17 protein-coding genes and 1 pseudogene are annotated in these 17842 nt (G+C 35.5%); 1 reads left to right on the top strand and 17 read right to left on the bottom strand.

Annotated features, from left to right (window positions below; translation table 11 throughout):
- Positions 1–15: 15 nt before the first annotated feature.
- From CRO56_RS01990 to tagU, 14 genes are all read right to left on the bottom strand, one after another.
- Complete coding sequence (locus tag CRO56_RS01990) at positions 16–1107, bottom strand: DegT/DnrJ/EryC1/StrS family aminotransferase (RefSeq protein WP_097156911.1); 1092 nt, start codon at positions 1105–1107, stop codon at positions 16–18.
- A 79-nt stretch (positions 1108–1186) separates the two neighbouring features.
- On the bottom strand, positions 1187–1594 hold the full coding sequence (locus CRO56_RS01985; protein ID WP_097156910.1) for a sugar 3,4-ketoisomerase: 408 nt from the start codon (positions 1592–1594) through the stop codon (positions 1187–1189).
- Positions 1581–2573, bottom strand: a complete 993-nt coding sequence (locus tag CRO56_RS01980; protein ID WP_179714140.1) for a glycosyltransferase family 2 protein — start codon at positions 2571–2573, stop codon at positions 1581–1583. Before CRO56_RS01980 ends, CRO56_RS01985 begins: the two co-directional genes overlap by 14 nt.
- A gap of 68 nt (positions 2574–2641) precedes the next feature.
- Positions 2642–3460: a glycosyltransferase family 2 protein gene (locus CRO56_RS01975; RefSeq protein ID WP_097156908.1), complete on the bottom strand. Its 819-nt coding sequence runs from the start codon at positions 3458–3460 to the stop codon at positions 2642–2644.
- A gap of 51 nt (positions 3461–3511) precedes the next feature.
- The gene (locus CRO56_RS01970) at positions 3512–4771 is read right to left on the bottom strand and encodes a hypothetical protein (protein ID WP_097156907.1); all 1260 of its coding nucleotides are present in this window, start codon (positions 4769–4771) and stop codon (positions 3512–3514) included.
- 372 nt (positions 4772–5143) lie between these two features.
- Entirely contained in the window at positions 5144–5917 is a 774-nt protein-coding gene (locus CRO56_RS01965) for a glycosyltransferase family 2 protein (RefSeq protein WP_097156906.1), read from the bottom strand.
- Positions 5914–6786 carry an NAD-dependent epimerase/dehydratase family protein gene (locus CRO56_RS01960; protein WP_097156905.1) on the bottom strand — a complete coding sequence of 291 codons (873 nt, stop codon included), beginning with the start codon at positions 6784–6786 and terminating at the stop codon, positions 5914–5916. Before CRO56_RS01960 ends, CRO56_RS01965 begins: the two co-directional genes overlap by 4 nt.
- Before the next feature lie 2 nt (positions 6787–6788).
- The gene (locus CRO56_RS01955) at positions 6789–7412 is read right to left on the bottom strand and encodes a sugar transferase (RefSeq protein ID WP_097156904.1); all 624 of its coding nucleotides are present in this window, start codon (positions 7410–7412) and stop codon (positions 6789–6791) included.
- A 946-nt stretch (positions 7413–8358) separates the two neighbouring features.
- A complete protein-coding gene (galU, locus tag CRO56_RS01945) occupies positions 8359–9258 on the bottom strand; it encodes a UTP--glucose-1-phosphate uridylyltransferase GalU (RefSeq protein WP_097156902.1) in 900 nt (299 codons plus the stop codon).
- 14 nt (positions 9259–9272) lie between these two features.
- On the bottom strand, positions 9273–11096 hold the full coding sequence (locus CRO56_RS01940; RefSeq protein WP_097156901.1) for a polysaccharide biosynthesis protein: 1824 nt from the start codon (positions 11094–11096) through the stop codon (positions 9273–9275).
- A 301-nt stretch (positions 11097–11397) separates the two neighbouring features.
- A complete protein-coding gene (locus tag CRO56_RS01935; RefSeq protein WP_097156900.1) occupies positions 11398–12165 on the bottom strand; it encodes a tyrosine-protein phosphatase in 768 nt (255 codons plus the stop codon).
- 89 nt (positions 12166–12254) lie between these two features.
- Complete coding sequence (locus tag CRO56_RS01930; RefSeq protein ID WP_281257275.1) at positions 12255–12962, bottom strand: CpsD/CapB family tyrosine-protein kinase; 708 nt, start codon at positions 12960–12962, stop codon at positions 12255–12257.
- Complete coding sequence (locus CRO56_RS01925) at positions 12952–13692, bottom strand: YveK family protein (protein WP_097156899.1); 741 nt, start codon at positions 13690–13692, stop codon at positions 12952–12954. The genes CRO56_RS01930 and CRO56_RS01925 overlap by 11 nt, the downstream gene beginning before the upstream one ends.
- 211 nt (positions 13693–13903) lie before the next feature.
- Complete coding sequence (gene tagU, locus CRO56_RS01920) at positions 13904–14818, bottom strand: polyisoprenyl-teichoic acid--peptidoglycan teichoic acid transferase TagU (protein ID WP_097156898.1); 915 nt, start codon at positions 14816–14818, stop codon at positions 13904–13906.
- 201 nt (positions 14819–15019) lie between these two features.
- Here tagU and CRO56_RS01915 point away from each other — a divergent pair, with 201 nt between their 5' ends.
- Positions 15020–16249 carry an SGNH/GDSL hydrolase family protein gene (locus tag CRO56_RS01915; protein WP_142305173.1) on the top strand — a complete coding sequence of 410 codons (1230 nt, stop codon included), beginning with the start codon at positions 15020–15022 and terminating at the stop codon, positions 16247–16249.
- Between the two features lie 28 nt (positions 16250–16277).
- Here the strand turns inward: CRO56_RS01915 and CRO56_RS01910 are convergent.
- From CRO56_RS01910 to CRO56_RS01900, 3 genes and pseudogenes are all read right to left on the bottom strand, one after another.
- A pseudogene (locus tag CRO56_RS01910) lies at positions 16278–16373 on the bottom strand (bile acid:sodium symporter family protein); the annotation flags it as partial.
- 75 nt (positions 16374–16448) lie between these two features.
- The gene (locus tag CRO56_RS01905) at positions 16449–16742 is read right to left on the bottom strand and encodes an RNA polymerase alpha subunit C-terminal domain-containing protein (RefSeq protein ID WP_097156896.1); all 294 of its coding nucleotides are present in this window, start codon (positions 16740–16742) and stop codon (positions 16449–16451) included.
- A gap of 173 nt (positions 16743–16915) precedes the next feature.
- Entirely contained in the window at positions 16916–17704 is a 789-nt protein-coding gene (locus tag CRO56_RS01900) for a putative protein N(5)-glutamine methyltransferase (RefSeq protein WP_097157198.1), read from the bottom strand.
- Positions 17705–17842: the final 138 nt, after the last annotated feature.

The following is a 17842-nucleotide window of genomic DNA, read 5'->3' as shown; positions in this document are numbered from 1 at the left end:
ATTTCTCTTCCTAACTTAAAAATTGTTAATTGTTTCAACAACATAACTGATCTGTTCATCTGTCATACCATAAAACAAAGGTATAGATAAGACCTCATCAGCTAGCATCTCTGCAATAGGGTAATCTCCCTTTTTGTTACCTAAATCTTTATATGCTTCTTGTAAGTGTATTGGTATTGGATAGTGAATTGTTGTTCCAATTCCTTGTGAAGAAAGGTACTCTTGAATCTCATTCCTTCTTTTTGATCTAATAACAAAAAGGTGCCATACATGTGTATTATTACTGTTTATAGTTGGTAAAACTACATCCGGGTGTACTATTTCGTCTAAGTAACGTTTTGCTATTCTCTGCCTTTCAATAGTCCAACGATCCAAATGCTTTAGTTTTACTCTAAGTAGGGCACTCTGCAACTCATCTAAGCGTGAATTATATCCCTTAAACTTATTTTCATATTTCTTATGAGAGCCATAATTACTTAGGGCTTTTATTTTTTCATATATATTCTTATTATTGGTTGTTATTGCTCCACCATCACCGAGAGCACCTAAGTTTTTTCCAGGATAAAAACTCCATGCTGCAGCATCACTCAAGGAACCACAACGTTTACCTTTATATTGTGCACCGTGAGATTGCGCACAATCTTCTATCACCACAACATCAAATTTATTAGCAATCTTACTTATTACATCCATATCACAACATTGACCATAAAGATGCACTGCAACAATCGCTTTCGTTTTAGAAGTAACGAATTCATGAAGTTTGTTTACATCTAATAAGAAATCATCGCCAACAGGTGCAAGTACAATAGTGGCACCGTTTAGTGTGACAGATAAGGCATCCGCAACATAAGTATGTTCTGGAATTATTACCTCATCCCCATCTTTTATGTCATATGCTCGAAGAAGTAAAGTTAACGCATCCATACCATTACCTACTCCACAGCAATATTTTGCATCATTATAAGCAGCAAACTCTTCTTCAAAAGCTTCACATTCCTTACCACGAATAAACCATCCTGAATCTATAACATTACTGTATGATTCATCTAATTCACTACGAATCTCACTATGAAGGAGGTCAAAAGTAGAAAATGGTACTTTCATATAATATAACTCTTCCTTTCACTATTCTTTTTATTTATAAAGACTATTTCAATACTTAGAAGGGAGGACTAAAAATATATTATATCCCTACCTTTACCATCTTTAAAAAATCATCGTAATTTCTAATATAATCACTCTCATCATAATACTCAGAAGCTGCAACACATAACACAGAGTTACTATTATGCCATATCATTTCTCTCCATATTCCATTACCGATTATTAGGCCCTTGTTTGGCTCATCTAAAAAAAAGCTTTCTTTCTTTTTACCATTATCTAGTAATATCTCAATCTTTCCAAATGGACAAAAAAGGATTTGTTGTAATTGTTTATGGGCGTGTCCGCCTCGTTGCGTTCCTTTAGGAACACCATGTATAAAGTAGATCCTCTTAATTTGAAACGGAATATCACTTTCTCCTTCAAAAAAGGATAAAGACCCCATCTCATTAGTTGGGATTGTTTTAATATCAATTTTATTGTAATCCATTTTTTTCTCCCTTCACTTCGTTAAAGCTTCTGATATTACTTTCGTAAAAACTAATAAATAAACCAAAATATTTATAGCCTAATTTGTGTATCACTACATCAAAATATTTGATTAAAATCCAAATCTGTTTACTCTTTGAATATCCCTTAAATTTAGTTGATCTCTCAAATAAAAAGGATAAATATCGACGATCTAGCTTATTAAATTTGTCCTTATGTTGGTAACACTCAACATTAATAAACCTAGAATAATCTTTTAGCATCAGAGGATTTGGCTTACTATTAGATATTCCTCCTTCTCTATATCGAATTGCAATTATGTCATAAGCAGTAGGTATGATATTACCAGAACGCGTATATTGAGCGAAGAAAGGCCCATCTTCCCATAAAATATAGGATTCATCAAAATAACCCCATCTTTCAAAATGCTTTCTTGAAAAGTATGTGGTAGACCCCGATGCCATTTCGTAATAACGACCAAGCGCAAATGCACGATATTGTTTTTTAGGTGAATTAATCATTTTTATGATTGGTAAATAAGCATTATTAGGCATCAACCTAAGAGGTAACAACCCTTCCTCTGAACAACGAAGACGTCGACAACACAATATCTCATTTCCTGTTTCTACAAATCTTTCTACTACACGTCTCATTACAGTGTTATCATAGAATACATCATCACCCGGCAGGCCAACAAAGTACTCACCACTCCCAGCTTTCAGAGCGCCATTAAGGTTTCGGACAGTACCAAGATTTTGTCTATTTATGATAATTTTTGTATTTACAATATTATTTTTTTTATTTTTCTGAATATAGTTTCGAACGTTTTCCTCAGGGAAATTACCAGAGGCATCGTCAGAAATGATCAATTCAATACGAGGATAATCTTGATTTAAAATTGAATTAATAGCATCATATAGGTGATCAAATTTTTTGTAACATAAAACTATTGAAGTTACTAATGGATATGATTTAGGCAAGTATTCCCCCCCTTTTATCGACAAACTAAGTCTAAATCATAGAAAATTTTTTTATTGTTCTTTAAGACCTAGTTTTTATTCCAATAATTATAGAATGTTATATAAGATTGTTTCATATACTTTGAAATAGAACCATTCTTTTTTATATCCACAGAACTACCATCTTCAAAATGCTTTATATTAATATCTTTAATAAAAACCGTAGGTATATTTTTATTTCGCGCAATTCGGGCCAGATGTTCCTCTTCATGGAATAAAAACATTTCTTCGTTATATGGCACTCCTATTTTATTAGCTGCTTTATATCCAATAAAAAAACATGATCCATGACAAGCATATATTTTAGTTTTACTTCTGTTGGTAATTTTTTCTATTACTAACCTAGTTTCTCGATACACCTTATTTATTGCTACCCCTGCATAATAAGCAAAGGAATAGTTTCTTTTAAACGCGATATATTTCAACCAATCAACTACTTTTAAATGAGAATAATAATAAGGATTTTGCTCTCTTTCTGTCTTCGTTATTATTCGTGGTGCAATAATACTGTCGTAGAACTCTTCTGTGAAGATCTCTAAAGGTAATCGATTAAATTTAATATCAGGGTTACATATTCCTAAGTATTCATACTCGTAATGATTATTAGCATATTCAATACCACGATTATTTCCATAACCATAACCTTTATTTTCTATATTTATAAAATCCGTATTATGCTCGTTAGCTATCTTTTGGAATGACTCCTTTGTCGATTCATCATAATAACTATTAACTAATATAACAGAGATATTTTTTCTTTTATCTCTGATGCTATCAAGCATCTTCTTAATATCTTCTGTTTCACGGTAACAAAGCACTACGAGCACTAATTTGATAGGAATTTTCAACAAAATCCTCTCCACTTTTAATTATTAGTTGGTTATTGTTTAAATTTTTGTTCAAAAGTTATATTTACTTTCATAATTGTTCTTTTCTACTGTTATTTTCTTATTACTTAACTCATATATAATTATTAATATACTTGTGAGTTCAAATATACTTGTAGAAAAGAAGAACCATATCTTTAAATTCCACACAATATTAAATATCAATAAAAAGAAACTTAATGTAAATATTAGATTTCTACCATCAAATATTTTGGAAGCCTTTTGAAGATATTTTATATAAAATAATTGATATATATAGTAGAATACTATAATCAAAGTTCCAATAAGCCCTACTGAATAAATAGATTGCGTGTACCCTGGATCGACATTTCCATCAATTCCACTACCAAAGATTAGTGATAAATTCATCATTAAATCAAATTGATACGCAATGACCTCTTGAATATCATTGTCTGGATAGGTATATCTAATTGTACTGTATACTTGATCAGCCCAATAAAACCTATTAAAAATAAAATCACGTGCTCCAGGAATTGCATCCGTTGTAATCGCCCATAAAAAAACAGCAGTAGTACTTACCAAAAAGAAAATAACTAGTAAAGGTATAGAAAGTAGACGGGCCTTTTCTTTTATTGATTTTATTAAAACAATTATCATAACAATACTCATTAAAAAAATATTCAACCTTGAGGTAAATAATGTTGCAGTTACACATACAATAGTGATTAATAGATACAATTTATTTCTATTCAATATATATTTGTATGAAGCTAATAAAAAACCAAGAACAGTATATAGTCCAGCATAATCATAACTATTTACAAACCCATTGGCTCTATATGGGTAAAACATCCTGCTAACTCCTGCAAATGGTACCATTAAATCCTTTACACTAGGTTCAATTATTTCTGCAATAATTATTAATGAATGAATAAGTAGTACAATAAGAATACTGTTTGTTATTTTATCAATATCTAACTTTATCGAACTGATATAAATCCAGATAACTAACAGAGCTACTAAAGCTCTTGTATATCTCATAAAAACATAAATTTGATCAGAACCATTAAATAGTACAATGATAGCTCCATAGATAGTTAAAACTAGAAGAATTATCATAGTAGTTTTAATATATCTGGTCAAATTTGTTAACATACCACCCCGGTAAAGCCCTACCATCCCCCAAAAAATATAAACCACAGGCCTAATATCAATAGGTAAGTATTGCGGAGTGAATACCATGGATATAATGAATAGAGTCATTTCTAAGCTACTAACATTATACTTTCTTGGGATGCTTCTACTGATCATTTACCTACTCCTATTAGTATTTTTTTATTTCAGGATATAAACGGAATATTGTATTATATATTCGTGTCTATAACTTTTACTCTATTTACTATTAATACATTGTTCTTAGCCGATTGTAGAATTATTCTGAATAATTTTACATCCTGCCATATACTTGTTCTGTACGAATTCATTTTCATATATCTCCCTTGAATTCTCACACATTACCCTCAACATTTGTACTTTGTTAATGTATCAATCCAAAATTTTATATAGGTAATTCAAGGGATTAAACACGCTAATTTATTTGGGTATTTATTAATAAATTCTTACTTGGTTTATACTTATTAAATAACAATAGAAGAATTAGTTGATAGTGCATTACCTCTTCTCTTATCTTAGCCTAAACACCGTTGCAATAACCCAATAAAGGATTAAATAGCATGATTTTATAATCGATAATTGCTCAAACTCTCGATAAACTTTCCAATGATAACTTACTAAGCTTGATTTTTTTTTAGAAATACCCCCTTTTCTAATTCTATGACTTCCAAGAGGTTCTTCAAGCCCATACAAGTATTTTTCTTTTTTTACAACTTGCAGCCACATCACATAATCATTTCGCTTTTTTATGTTTGGTATTTTAAATTTACCTAAATTCATAGCATCATAGATCACCGTTGAGTTCCCCGGACAAGTCTTTAATATCCCATCATAATCACTTTTTCTCTGACTTTTAATAGTACGGTTAAGATAGTTGCCTTGTTCATCAATCTTTGTATAACTAGTGCAAGTAAAGTTATATCCATGTTCCTTCATAAAGCTAATTTGTTTAGTTAACTTTTCAGGAAACCAAACATCATCACTATCAAGAAAAGCCATGTACTTCCCATTTGCAAGATCGATAGCTTTATTTCTCGCAACAGCCGCGCCAGAATTTTTATCCAGCTTATAATATTTAATCCTTGTATCCATAGAGCTATAAGTTTTTACTACTTCTTCAGTGTTATCTGTTGAACAATCATCAATCACGATGACTTCCCAATTCTGATATGTTTGTGCTATCACGGAATCAAGAGTGATACCAATAAAATCTCCACAATTGAATGCAGGCATTATTATTGAAACTAATTCCTCTGATAGATTATAATCTTGTATAGAACTCATCCTTCTCTATTCTCCAATTCTGTTAATTTAATCGTTTTACGTAAGTCCCTAATCTGATAATTCTCTTTATAATTACTGATATTTTTCTCATATACTAAATTGCCAAATACTTTATTAACAATTCCCAGTTTCAATCCTAAAACTTTTAAAAGAGGATTAAACACTTTTATAAGTTTAATTTTTTTTCCGTGAACTTCAGCTATAATCTTGACCAACTCACTCGTCTTAACATACTCCCTATTTTGCGGAAAGAACAAGCCACTCTCTTGATTTTTAATCATTAATCTAATAAACTCACAAAGATTATCAATATGAAGCATACTACGTTGATTATCAATATTAGGGAAAACAGGTAGCTTTAAAGCTGCTTTTGCTAACTTAGGATAATTTCCTTTAGAACCTTTTCCATATATCATTGGTGGTCTAACAATAACGACTTTGAAATTATCACTTGCTAAAGGTTTGATACCCTCTTCAGCTTGCAGTTTACTATTTCCATAAAAATTAGTCGGTGTAGGTACTGTATCTGTATCAATAATTCTTTTATCATTTGTACTATCTCCATACACAATAATGCTGCTCATAAAAATAAACTGCTTAACACCCTCTGCTTTAGCTTTCTTAGCAGTTTCTATTGTAAGATCACGATTTACTTTGTAGTACTTTTCTTCCATTTTAGGATCTGAAGAGACATGAGCTATTCCAGCGACATGACATACAACATCATACTCCGAAAAGTCCATTTCCTTCCATGAACCATCTCTTAAACTAATTGAATCAATTAAATATTTGTCAGGATAATTTTCAAGCCATTTCTTCAGGCTATTCCCTACATAACTATTTTTCCCTGTTATCAACACGTTTTTCATTTTTAAATGCTCTCCTTGCTACTCGCAACTTCCTTTACTGCTCCAGTCCCACCTTCAACAACCCCATCACTCTTAATAACACATTTGATTGTCCCAAAGAAACACTTAACATCCATCCATAAACTAATCTTCTCTACATACTCGCCATCCAGTTTCGCCTTAACGTCAATAGGAAGTTCATCCCTACCATTAATCTGCGCCCAACCCGTCAATCCAGGTGGTACATCATTTGCAGCATACTTATCTCGTTCATCAACCAAATCATATTGATTCCATAGCGCTGGCCTTGGTCCGATAATACTCATTTGACCAACAAATATATTCCAAATCTGTGGTAACTCATCCAGAGAAGTCTTTCTCAAGAACCTACCCATTTTAGTGATGTATTGCTCTGGATTCTCTAGTAAATGGGTCGGAGTGTCCTTAGGCGTATCTATACGCATAGTACGAAACTTCAATATGTTGAAATGTGTTTTGTTTATTCCAACACGCTTTTGTTTAAATAAAACCGGACCTCTTGAGTCGATCTTAATAGCAATAATTATAATTAAATAAATCGGTGATAATACTATAAGTCCAAATAAAGAAAGAATGATATCTATCAATCTTTTAATTTTCATATACATGCCTGGAACACTCCTTGAAAAGTTATTTAGTAAGTTAGGACTTAATTGGAATCATCTGTCTTTCCAACCAACTACTAAACTACTAAAATAGTTATCTAATTCAAATAGCCACTTCGCATTTTATATTCAATATGCCAAATAGATGAAAAAATCAATATATTGTGTCCATTTTATACCTTTTTCGCAAAATCCGTTACTATATATTGTGTTTATCCATTTCTGATACTCATCTCGTAATATCTATTCAATCGAACAACCAAATGCGAAATAGATATTCTTGCATTTATCATCCTAAACCGAATTTCTTCCTATTTTATATACCATTCAATCAATATATAAATCTGACTAAAAACGTCACAAACCCTTATCCCACAAGGCTTTCAGCACGTTATCTAATCTCGATAGTCAGTTCCACACCACCATTCATCTTACTACCGAATTAAGCTCGAAGAGCTACCAATCCAACAATAAATAAGGAACTCCTCCATCACCACCGTCTTTATCTGAGTCATCATGTTCATCCGAAGGATGAATACTACACTCAACAACACCATCAACATAGCTAATTTCACCATCAAGTAGACAAATATCTTCACCGTATTCCTGTAAAATACATAGAAAATACAAAGTCAGAATGATTAATATTTTCCATTACTAAGTGTAGTTCATAACATCTTTCAAGTTCTACCTGATTAGCATCGCAAACATCGTGTTTAATATTTTCGATAATCCCAGAGACAGACAAAACATCAATATTTAGTGAAATTTCCCATGCTACGATCACCCGCAGAAGTTTTAAGATTATCAAATTTTTCTCCAAACTATATTTATTTTTCTCAAACCTATTACCTTATCAATGTCTGAAGATATTTTCACATAATAAAATAACAGGAAATCGAAAGATTACCTGCATCAATAATAAATATATCCTATTCTTTCAAATTGATTAAACCCAAACCTCAACCTTCCCCTTTTTTAAAACTTGCTCTAAATAAGGAAGCAAACTCTCTCGTAAATCCTCCCGCTCCAAAGCAAATTCAATTTGCGCCCGGATAAAGCCAAACTTATCCCCTACATCATGCCGTACTCCCTCAAAGTTATAAGCAACAACCATCTGCTTTTCATTTAAACTCTTAATCGCATCCGTTAACTGAATTTCCCCGCCGGCACCTGGGACTTGGCTTTCTAATATCTCGAAAATCTCTGGTCTTAATATGTAGCGGCCCATAATGGCATAGTTTGATGGAGCCTCTTCTGTCTTTGGTTTTTCTACTAAGTCATTAATATGATAACAATTTGGATCAATCTCCCCATTTTTCATCGAGATAATTCCGTATTTCGACACATCTTCATCTGGAACTTGCTGGACTCCAATCACAGATGAATTATATCGTTCATAGACGTCGATTAATTGCCGTAAGCATGGCTTCCCTTGCGTATGCACGATATCGTCACCTAAAAGAACTGCAAATGGCTCATCACCTATGAATCTGCTGGCACAGGAAATCGCATGTCCCAATCCTAGCGGTTCTTTTTGACGGATATAATAGATGTTTGCTAGATTCGTAATCTGCTGGACCTCTTCCAATTGTTCAAGCTTTCCTTTTTTCATTAATGTCTCTTCTAGCTCATATGACTTATCGAAATGATCCTCGATCGCTCTTTTACCACGGCCTGTGACGATAATGATATCTTCTATACCTGATGCAACTGCTTCTTCGACGATATACTGAATCGTTGGCTTATCAACAATCGGCAGCATTTCTTTCGGCTGTGCTTTCGTTGCTGGCAAGAACCGGGTCCCTAGCCCAGCTGCCGGTATAATCGCTTTTCTTACCTTTTTCATGATTTTCACCTCATTTAATGGCTGGCTACCTGAACAATTGGTGCCTCTTTTCTGTTTGCAAGAGACAATACATATTCTTTCAGTTCTTGTCCTTTTAAAGAATCATACGAATCTAGCAATCTGGTCACTTGTTCAAAATTCGTTTCGACCGCTTTCCCGATAAAGATTTTTGGGAATACTGGCTTTGGATGAATCTCATTTTCATTGAGTAATTCCTCAAACATTTTCTCACCAGGGCGAATTCCGGAAAAGGTAATTCCGATTTCTTCTATTGAATAGCCAGAGAGTGTGATAAGATTTTTCGCCAGATCCACAATTTTAACTGGTTCACCCATATCCAACACAAAGATTTCCCCGCCAAGTGCCAATGCACCCGCTTGCACTACGAGACGGGATGCTTCTGGGATTGTCATGAAATAGCGCGTCATCTCTGGATGAGTAACTGTAACCGGTCCACCTTCTTGGATTTGCTTTTTAAATAATGGAATAACACTTCCTCGGCTGCCAAGGACATTGCCAAAGCGCACTGCCACGAACTTGGTTTTGCTGACCTGATCCATTTTTTGAATCACCATTTCCGCAATTCGTTTTGTTGATCCCATCACGTTTGTTGGGTTTACGGCTTTATCAGATGAAATTAAGACGAACGTAACGACGCCAAATGTATCCGCAGCCTCTGCCATATTTTTCGTTCCAATTACATTGTTCTTTACTGCTTCCTTTGGATTATATTCCATTAACGGAACATGCTTATGAGCAGCAGCATGATAAACCATGTTTGGTTTGTGTACTTCCATTACTTCAAAGATCCTCGCCCGATCTTGAACATCCGCAATAACTGGGATAATTTGAAATTTATCTTTATATTGATTCCTTAACTCCAAATCAATTTCATAGATGGAGTTTTCCCCATGTCCAAGTAATACAATTTTCTTAGGGTTAAAACGACAAACCTGCCTGCAAATTTCTGATCCAATCGACCCTCCAGCTCCGGTGACTAAGATTGTTTTATCTGTAATACTTTTTGAAATGCTCTTCAGGTCTAACTCAACGGGATCTCTCCCTAATAAGTCCTCTACCTGTACATCTCTAAATTGGTTAACCGATACTTTACCAGTTACGATGTCCTCAATCATCGGCATAATTTGTGTTTTTATTTTTGTTGTAGAACACTCTTGAAAAATACGATTAAGTTCCTTTTTATTTAGGGAAGGAATCGCAATGATAATATGTTCAATTTTGTATTGTTCAACCACTTGTCTGATCCATTTCGTAGTTCCCACTACCGATAAGCCAAGATATTCTAATCTCTGTTTATTTGGATCATCATCAATAAATGCGATTGGTTTTAATTCCGCTTCTTTGTTATGTATTAATTGCCTAACTACCATTAAGCCGCCAGAACCCGCGCCGATAATAAGCGTTCGTTTTTTATTATGATTCATATGAATAATCCGATCCCGAAGTATTCTCCAGGCAAACCGAGATCCGCCAATTAACAATACATGTAACATCCATGTGATGGCTAGAGCTCTAATATAAATATCAGCATCTATGATTAGTTGAATGATTGCAGCACTCATTATAGAGAAAGAAATAGCCTTAACGATTGCAAGCAGTTCGGGAATACTTGCATACTCCCAAGCCTTTTTATAGAGGCGATAAACCCAAGCATAAAGATGATGACTAAAAAGAATCACGATTGAGCTGATTATCAGAGTAGGTGTCTTAAATACACTTAAAGAAGGATGTAATAAAAAATAGCTTACGTAAATCGATGTTAAGACAATAATAGAATCTAGCAAAATTAATAATGACATTCTTTTTTGATAGGTCATGAATGTTCCCCCTTTCTTTTTGTTTAGAAAATAAATACCTAACGAAAGCGTACGCCATTCATACGCTTTCGTTAGGTATTTAGAACTATTAAAAATGTATGGGCATCTAACCCGCCCTCACACCATACCCTTGACAACGGGCGTCTAAGGCGAAATCATGGTATTCCGCCCACGGTATGGCCGAGTGTCTCCTTTGATAGCGGTCAGGAGGCATCACCGATGTGATTCTGTGATTTCATGTAGGATATTATCCTATATTTTGTATTCAAGATATTTAATCAGGAAGATTGTGACTTTCCCGTTAAAAAAGCCCTAAAATCTTCTTCCTCTTAATCCGTTCAGGTATCTCTTTAAACACTGTTTTTCCTTCTACTAACAACTGTGCATTTTCCCTAAAAAGGAATACCAAATCTTGTCCAAATTCCTCACGGATAACGTGATAGGCTTCCCTCATTAAGAATGTTCGATTATGGGTATTGTGTGCATCACTGGCAATAAAGTGAGTTAAGTTCGCTTCCACACAATCGAGGGAGAACTTTCGAATCTTTTTCCCAAAATGCCCTGTGATACTCGCTGCAGTTATTTGGGTTAGGGCTCCTTTTTTAACGAATTGATACAACATCTCAGGGTTTTCAATTAAAGTTTGATTCCGCTCAGGGTGAACGATGATTGGGGTTAGACCTCTCATCTGAATATCATATAAAAGCTTTTCCGTAAACCTAGGTACCGAGCCAGATGGAAATTCTACAAATAAGTAATTTCCCCCGTCATTTAATGTAAGGATCTCTCCCTTTTCAAAATCATGGAGTACTTCACCATAAATCCTTACTTCTTGTCCAGGCAGAATCGTTAGTGGGATCATTTCCTGTACAAGTACATCATTTAGGGCTTGTACATGTTCAAGGATCGAATGTTTCGTATTTTCATAGCTTCCGTTCTTATGATGGGGTGTTGCAATGATCGTGTTAATCCCTTCTTGTACGGCCTTTTTAGCCATTCCGATGCTTTCGGCCATCGATTTCGATCCGTCATCCAGATTCGGTAAAATGTGACAATGAATATCAATCATTTCCTCTACCCCCTAATTTTCCCAAAACATAAGCCTATCTTACCATGCAAGTTCAGCCAATTAAAGGGGTGTAAATTGTCTAATTAGGTCTATTTTCCTCCATAGTAGTAATAATAGCTCCCCTTTTTATCCTTCTTATTGTTCAATACAACCCCGAGTAGCCTTCCTTTTGCATTCAAAAGTAACTCTTTAGACTTATTTGCGTAGTCTATTTCCGTTTTTCCACTACTTACGACAAGAATCGTGCCGTTACATTGGTTCGCTAAAATTTGTGCATCCGTTACGGCTAAAACGGGAGGTGTATCAAAAATAACCAGATCAAATTGTTCATATAACTCTGCTAACAGATTTTCCATTGCACTAGATCCTAATAGTTCAGCAGGGTTTGGCGGAACTGGCCCGCTTGTCATTACATATAAGTTATCGATCAATGAATCGTTGATTGCTTCTTCAAGTGTTGCTTGCTTGGTCAAAATATTTGTTAATCCTAATGTATTATTTAATCGAAAGGTGTAGTGAACAGTCGGCTTTCTCATGTCTGCATCTACTACCAAAACCTTTTTGCCCTGTTGTGCAAAAACTACAGCTAAATTGGCGACTGTTGTCGATTTCCCTTCCCCTGGCCCTGATGATGTAACCATTAATGAACGAATCGTCTGATCGACCTGTGTAAATTGAATATTGGTTCTCATCGTCCGGTATTGCTCTGCAATTGGAGAACGCGGGTTAATATGCGTAATTAAACTTCTTGATTGAGATGATCTTTTTCTCTCTCTTTTAAACCCTTTAAGCGCCAATGGTCTCACCTCTTGTTTCTGTCTTTCTTGCTGCTCTCATTCCCAGCTCTTCAAAATCTTCATCATCAATGGTTGTAATAACTCCTAGCACCGGTAACTCTAGTATTTTTTCAATATCCTGCTCTGTCTTGATTGTTCTATCTATGTATTCTAGTAAAAATGCGATACCGACTCCGGCCATTAATCCTACTACAAAGGCAATTGCTATATTAAGCAGCGGACGAGGTTGGACTGGGTTATCACTAACAATCGCTTCCGAAAGAATCGTTACATTATCAACGTTCATCAGGATAACAATTTGCTCTCGGAATATTTGTGCTGTTGTGTTAGCGATATCGGCAGCTACGGATGGATCTGGATCTTCGACTGATAATGTAACGACTTGTGAGTTTTGTTCACTCTGTACCTGTATTTTTTCATTTAATTGTGAAGTCGTTAAATCGAGATCTAACTCTTCAATGACTCCATCTAAAATGGCTGGACTTTTGATAATGACACTATATGTATTGATTAACTGGAGGTTAGATTGAATATCACTTGCAGTTAAGAAAGGCTGATCCGTTCTTTCTTGGTTCACAAGTAATTGCGTGGAAGATTGGTATATCGGTGTTAGAAATAAGTAGCTTATGACTCCACTAGCAACCGTTGCTAATAGAGTGATTGATACAATTAATAGGAATCGCTTCTTTAAGGTTTCAAATATCTCTCGCAGACTGATTGTTTCTTCCAATTTATACACTCTCTTTCTAAGATGGCAAATTTGACATCTATCGGCAAATTTTTCATATTTTTATAATAGCATAATTATAAGACTCAATGACTAATAATTCCACCCCTTTTGTTCCAAAATTCTGTTAAAGTATTGTAAGCTACTGTTTTAAATCACGAAAGTGTTTCTTTAGGCATAAAAAAGGCCAGAAGAAAGTTCTTCTGACCTTGGATTAGTCTAATTCTAAATGCTGTCTTAATAAATCTTGGAGTCTTGCGCGTTCCTCATCTGAAACCATATAGTAGTAAATAGAATTGATCATTTGTCCGTTCCCTGCGATTTGATATTGCTCGATATTTTTCGCAGCTGACCCGTAATTTCGCTGAATATCGACCATTTCTTCAAAAGTAAGGTTTGTTTTTACATTGGCACCTAATGCATCAAAGATATTGCTGTAATTCCAGAGTGAAGATAGACTTGCTCCTTTTTTAATAATGGCTGAGATGATTTGGCGCTGGCGCTGTTGCCGGCCAAAATCACCATTAGGATCTTCATAACGCATTCTTGAGTAGGCTAATGCTTCTTCACCGCTTAATTGAAGCGTTCCCTCCTCAAAGGTGTAGCCTTCATAGTTGAAGGCAAAGGCATTATTGACTTCAACCCCTCCAACTGCATCGACAATATCTTTAAAGCCTTCCATATTTATTTCAATATAATAATCTATCGGTATGTCGAGGAAATTTTCGATCGTAGCCATCGACATCGCTACGCCGCCGAATGCATAAGCATGGTTGATTTTATCCTCCGTGTCCCGGCCAATAATCTCAACTCTTGTATCACGGGGAATACTTAACATCTTTACTGAGTTCGTATTTGGGTTGACGGTTAAGACAACCATCGTATCGGAACGGCCACTATCATTTTCTCTTTTATCTACGCCCATTAATAGAACGGAAAATGGATCCTTCTTTTCAAGTGTTACTTTTTCCGGCCTTTTTTCAGGCTGGACTCTTTCGATTGGTGTATGCATGGTTTCAGTTGTTTCTTTTAATGATTGATATATATTAAATCCGTAAACTCCTGCTGCTCCTAGCAGAACGACCAATATTGATACGATTGTCAGGATCAATTTTTTCTTTTTCGACATCAAGTGCACTTCCTTAACTGGTATAAGGAAAAGGTACCTGTTTTGGCAGGATTCGTCAATGTTTTTTGAGTTTAGTTAATTTAATAGAAGATATACCGATTCATTGATACAATATTTGTAAAATGTTCCGGCGGTGGTCATTTGAATAAAAAAGTACTTTTCCTGTGTATTCTTCTTTCAATACTAGTCCTATCCAGCATTATGATAGTTGGTGAAAGTAAAAGAAACACAATAAGACCAACAAAAGCAGAGAGTCATTTAGAAAAAATAGATCCTAATTTAAGTCAGCTTGAAAAATTGAATATCGCTTTATCAAGCCCTTTCGAACAATATATGAGTATCGAGTTTATTGGGGACTCGATTACATGGGGTTTGACAGCAACAGGAAATCCGGAAGATTATGCTAGTGGTCGCGATGGTACTTTGTCTGATAGACGAGATCATTTTGACTCACAATCTTTTGTGAATAAATTTAAGCGTTACATCGGTTCTCAGTACATGGATGATGCTACGCCTTTGTTTTCCAACTGGGATGCTTCACCAAGCGGAGAATCAGTAGTCGAGTACCAACAAGAAATGATTATTTTCCCAGACCGAGAGAATTTTGAAGTTGGAACAGATGGAGATGCCTTACAAGAAGTAAAGCGAAGTGAAGAATCTGTTTCAGGTAAACAATTAATCTTTGATGTGTCCGACGGTAACGGGCTTATACGATTTCGATATACCGGGAAAGAATTCACCTTGTCCTTTGATAGCACAGAAAATAGCTTGGACTATGAATTGTTTATTGATGGAGTGTCAGAAGGCGTTTTCTCTACAAGCGTGGATGGTTACGACAATCGTCGCACACACTCATTTGACTATGTAAAAGACGCTTTAATTGAAATCAAAACGGTTAAGAATGATACCGATGGCAAACAGACTTTAAAAATAGGCGGGTTTATCGTTAACAAAACGATTAAGATATCTAATCAAGGAATCATTGGCGCAACGACGAGGAGTTATGTAGCCAACAACTTAGATGGTAATACGATGGGTGATGGAATTGCGATCAGTGATGAAGATCAATATGTATTCATTCAGCTCGGTACAAACGATCGAATTATTGCTGAAGAGGTAGAAAAAGGGTCAGGTGAATTCAAAAAGAATTTAGAAATTCTTGTAGATCAAGTGAATTCCAATCGAAATATCATTCTCATGTGTCCAAATCCTGCAGCAAATAATGATCCATACGTATATAGTTTTGATACGAAAGAAGTATGTAACGTTATTACTCAAGTAGCGCAGGAAAACGATATTGACTTAATTGACAACTACTCCATTTTTGAGGGGATGGAAACGTCCAAATATCTAGCTGATGGGCTTCATCCTAATGACTATGGGCATAAGATGATGTATGAAAATATTATTGAATCACTGGAAAAGGATTAAACTCTTAAATTAGTTATATTATCTTTTGCAATAACAGTAGTGGCGTCATAATGGGTGCAAGTAATGTCGAAACACTCGTCATCGTAATCGATACTGGTACATTGCCCTTCGCTAAATACGTTAAAAAGAACTTGGAGATTTTCCAAGTTCTCTATCATTCGTTGTAAATTTAAGTGAAGGATCGTTCAAGAAGATATTATTACATTTTGAATGATAACCCATTTTCCTTTAAAGCGGCCCTAAGTTTAGGTAAAGATGCTGGCCCCATACCGTGAAATTGTAATATCTCTTTTTCGCTATATGTTGAGAGCTGTTGCAAAGTGGTTATTCCATTGTGTTCTAATGCCCGTCTTGCTGGTGCAGAGAGGAGTGAAAAAAATCCACTATCAGGCTTGCGTTCTTGCTCGCAGATTGGGCAGGTAGGACAATCGCTACTTTTATAGTATTGATGTCCCTTGTTACAAGTTCTTACATTTTTCTTTGAGAGTGCCATTTTTATAAATCTCCCTTTTTAAGAATTAGTTTAACCTTTACAAAAGACAGCTACTCGTTTCAAATTTATTTCCTCCCCAATAATCACGTGTATATCTATCATTATATAAATTTTTCTTGATAAGCTAAAAGGGCTAAAGGAGCATAACAAAATAGATAAATAGCTTCCCACAGTTATTCTAAAGGGGTGGGTTTGGTTCCAATTACAATAGTTGCGTCCAATTCATCAGAGTGTGTCACTTGAGGGATTAACCCGTATTGGGTGAAGATTTCAAAGGTCTGAGGTGCCTGCATTTCGCTCGTCTCTACTAATAGATGCCCTCCAGAAGCTAGCCAGAGGGATGCTTCTTGTGCCACTCTTCGCTGAATGTCAAGTCCATCATTTCCTCCATCGAGCGCCATCTTCGGTTCATGTAGACGTGCATCCTGGGGAAGCAGCTTGATTGCATCGGTAGGTACGTAAGGTGCGTTTGCAACTAGGATGTCGACTTTTCCACGCAGTTTGGCAGGTAGTGGCTCATAGAGGTCCCCTTCATATACACGACCACCTAGGGTTGTAACATTGCGAAGGGCACAGCGCACAGCGGTTGGATCGATGTCTACTGCATACAACTTAATACACCCCAGAGCTTTTGCTATCGTAACACCCACCGCTCCAGTACCGCAGCAAAGGTCAACCACTATGGCTCCAGGTACAGAAAAGGCAACTGCCTTTTGGACGAGAAACTCAGTACGGCGGCGGGGTACGAAGACTCCTGGGTCTACTGCTATCCTGATACCGCAGAACTCCGCCCAACCGATGACATGTTCAAGTGGGGTACCTGTAATTCGAAGATTGACCATAGTGGAGAGGGCATCCAATGTCCGTGCCTCAGAAATAAGGAGCCGAGCCTCTTCTTCTGCAAAAACACAACCAGCGGTCCGTAGTCTCTCGATTATATTTTTTTTATTTTGGTCATCAATATAAAATTTAATTTGCTTCCCTATAAATACCACCCTATCTTTGTAAAAGGTATTATAGGTAGTTCGTTAAAAATTGGAAAAGTCCTCTTTAACTAATTGCTCCGATACTTTAAGTACGATCTTTCACAAACTGGAAAA

Origin of the sequence: Bacillus oleivorans, from assembly GCF_900207585.1 — a bacterium.
GTDB classification, from domain to species: Bacteria; Bacillota; Bacilli; order Bacillales; family JC228; genus Bacillus_BF; species Bacillus_BF oleivorans.
The sequence above is the reverse complement of the archived record's forward strand: the minus strand, read 5'-3'. Positions and strand labels throughout refer to the sequence as shown.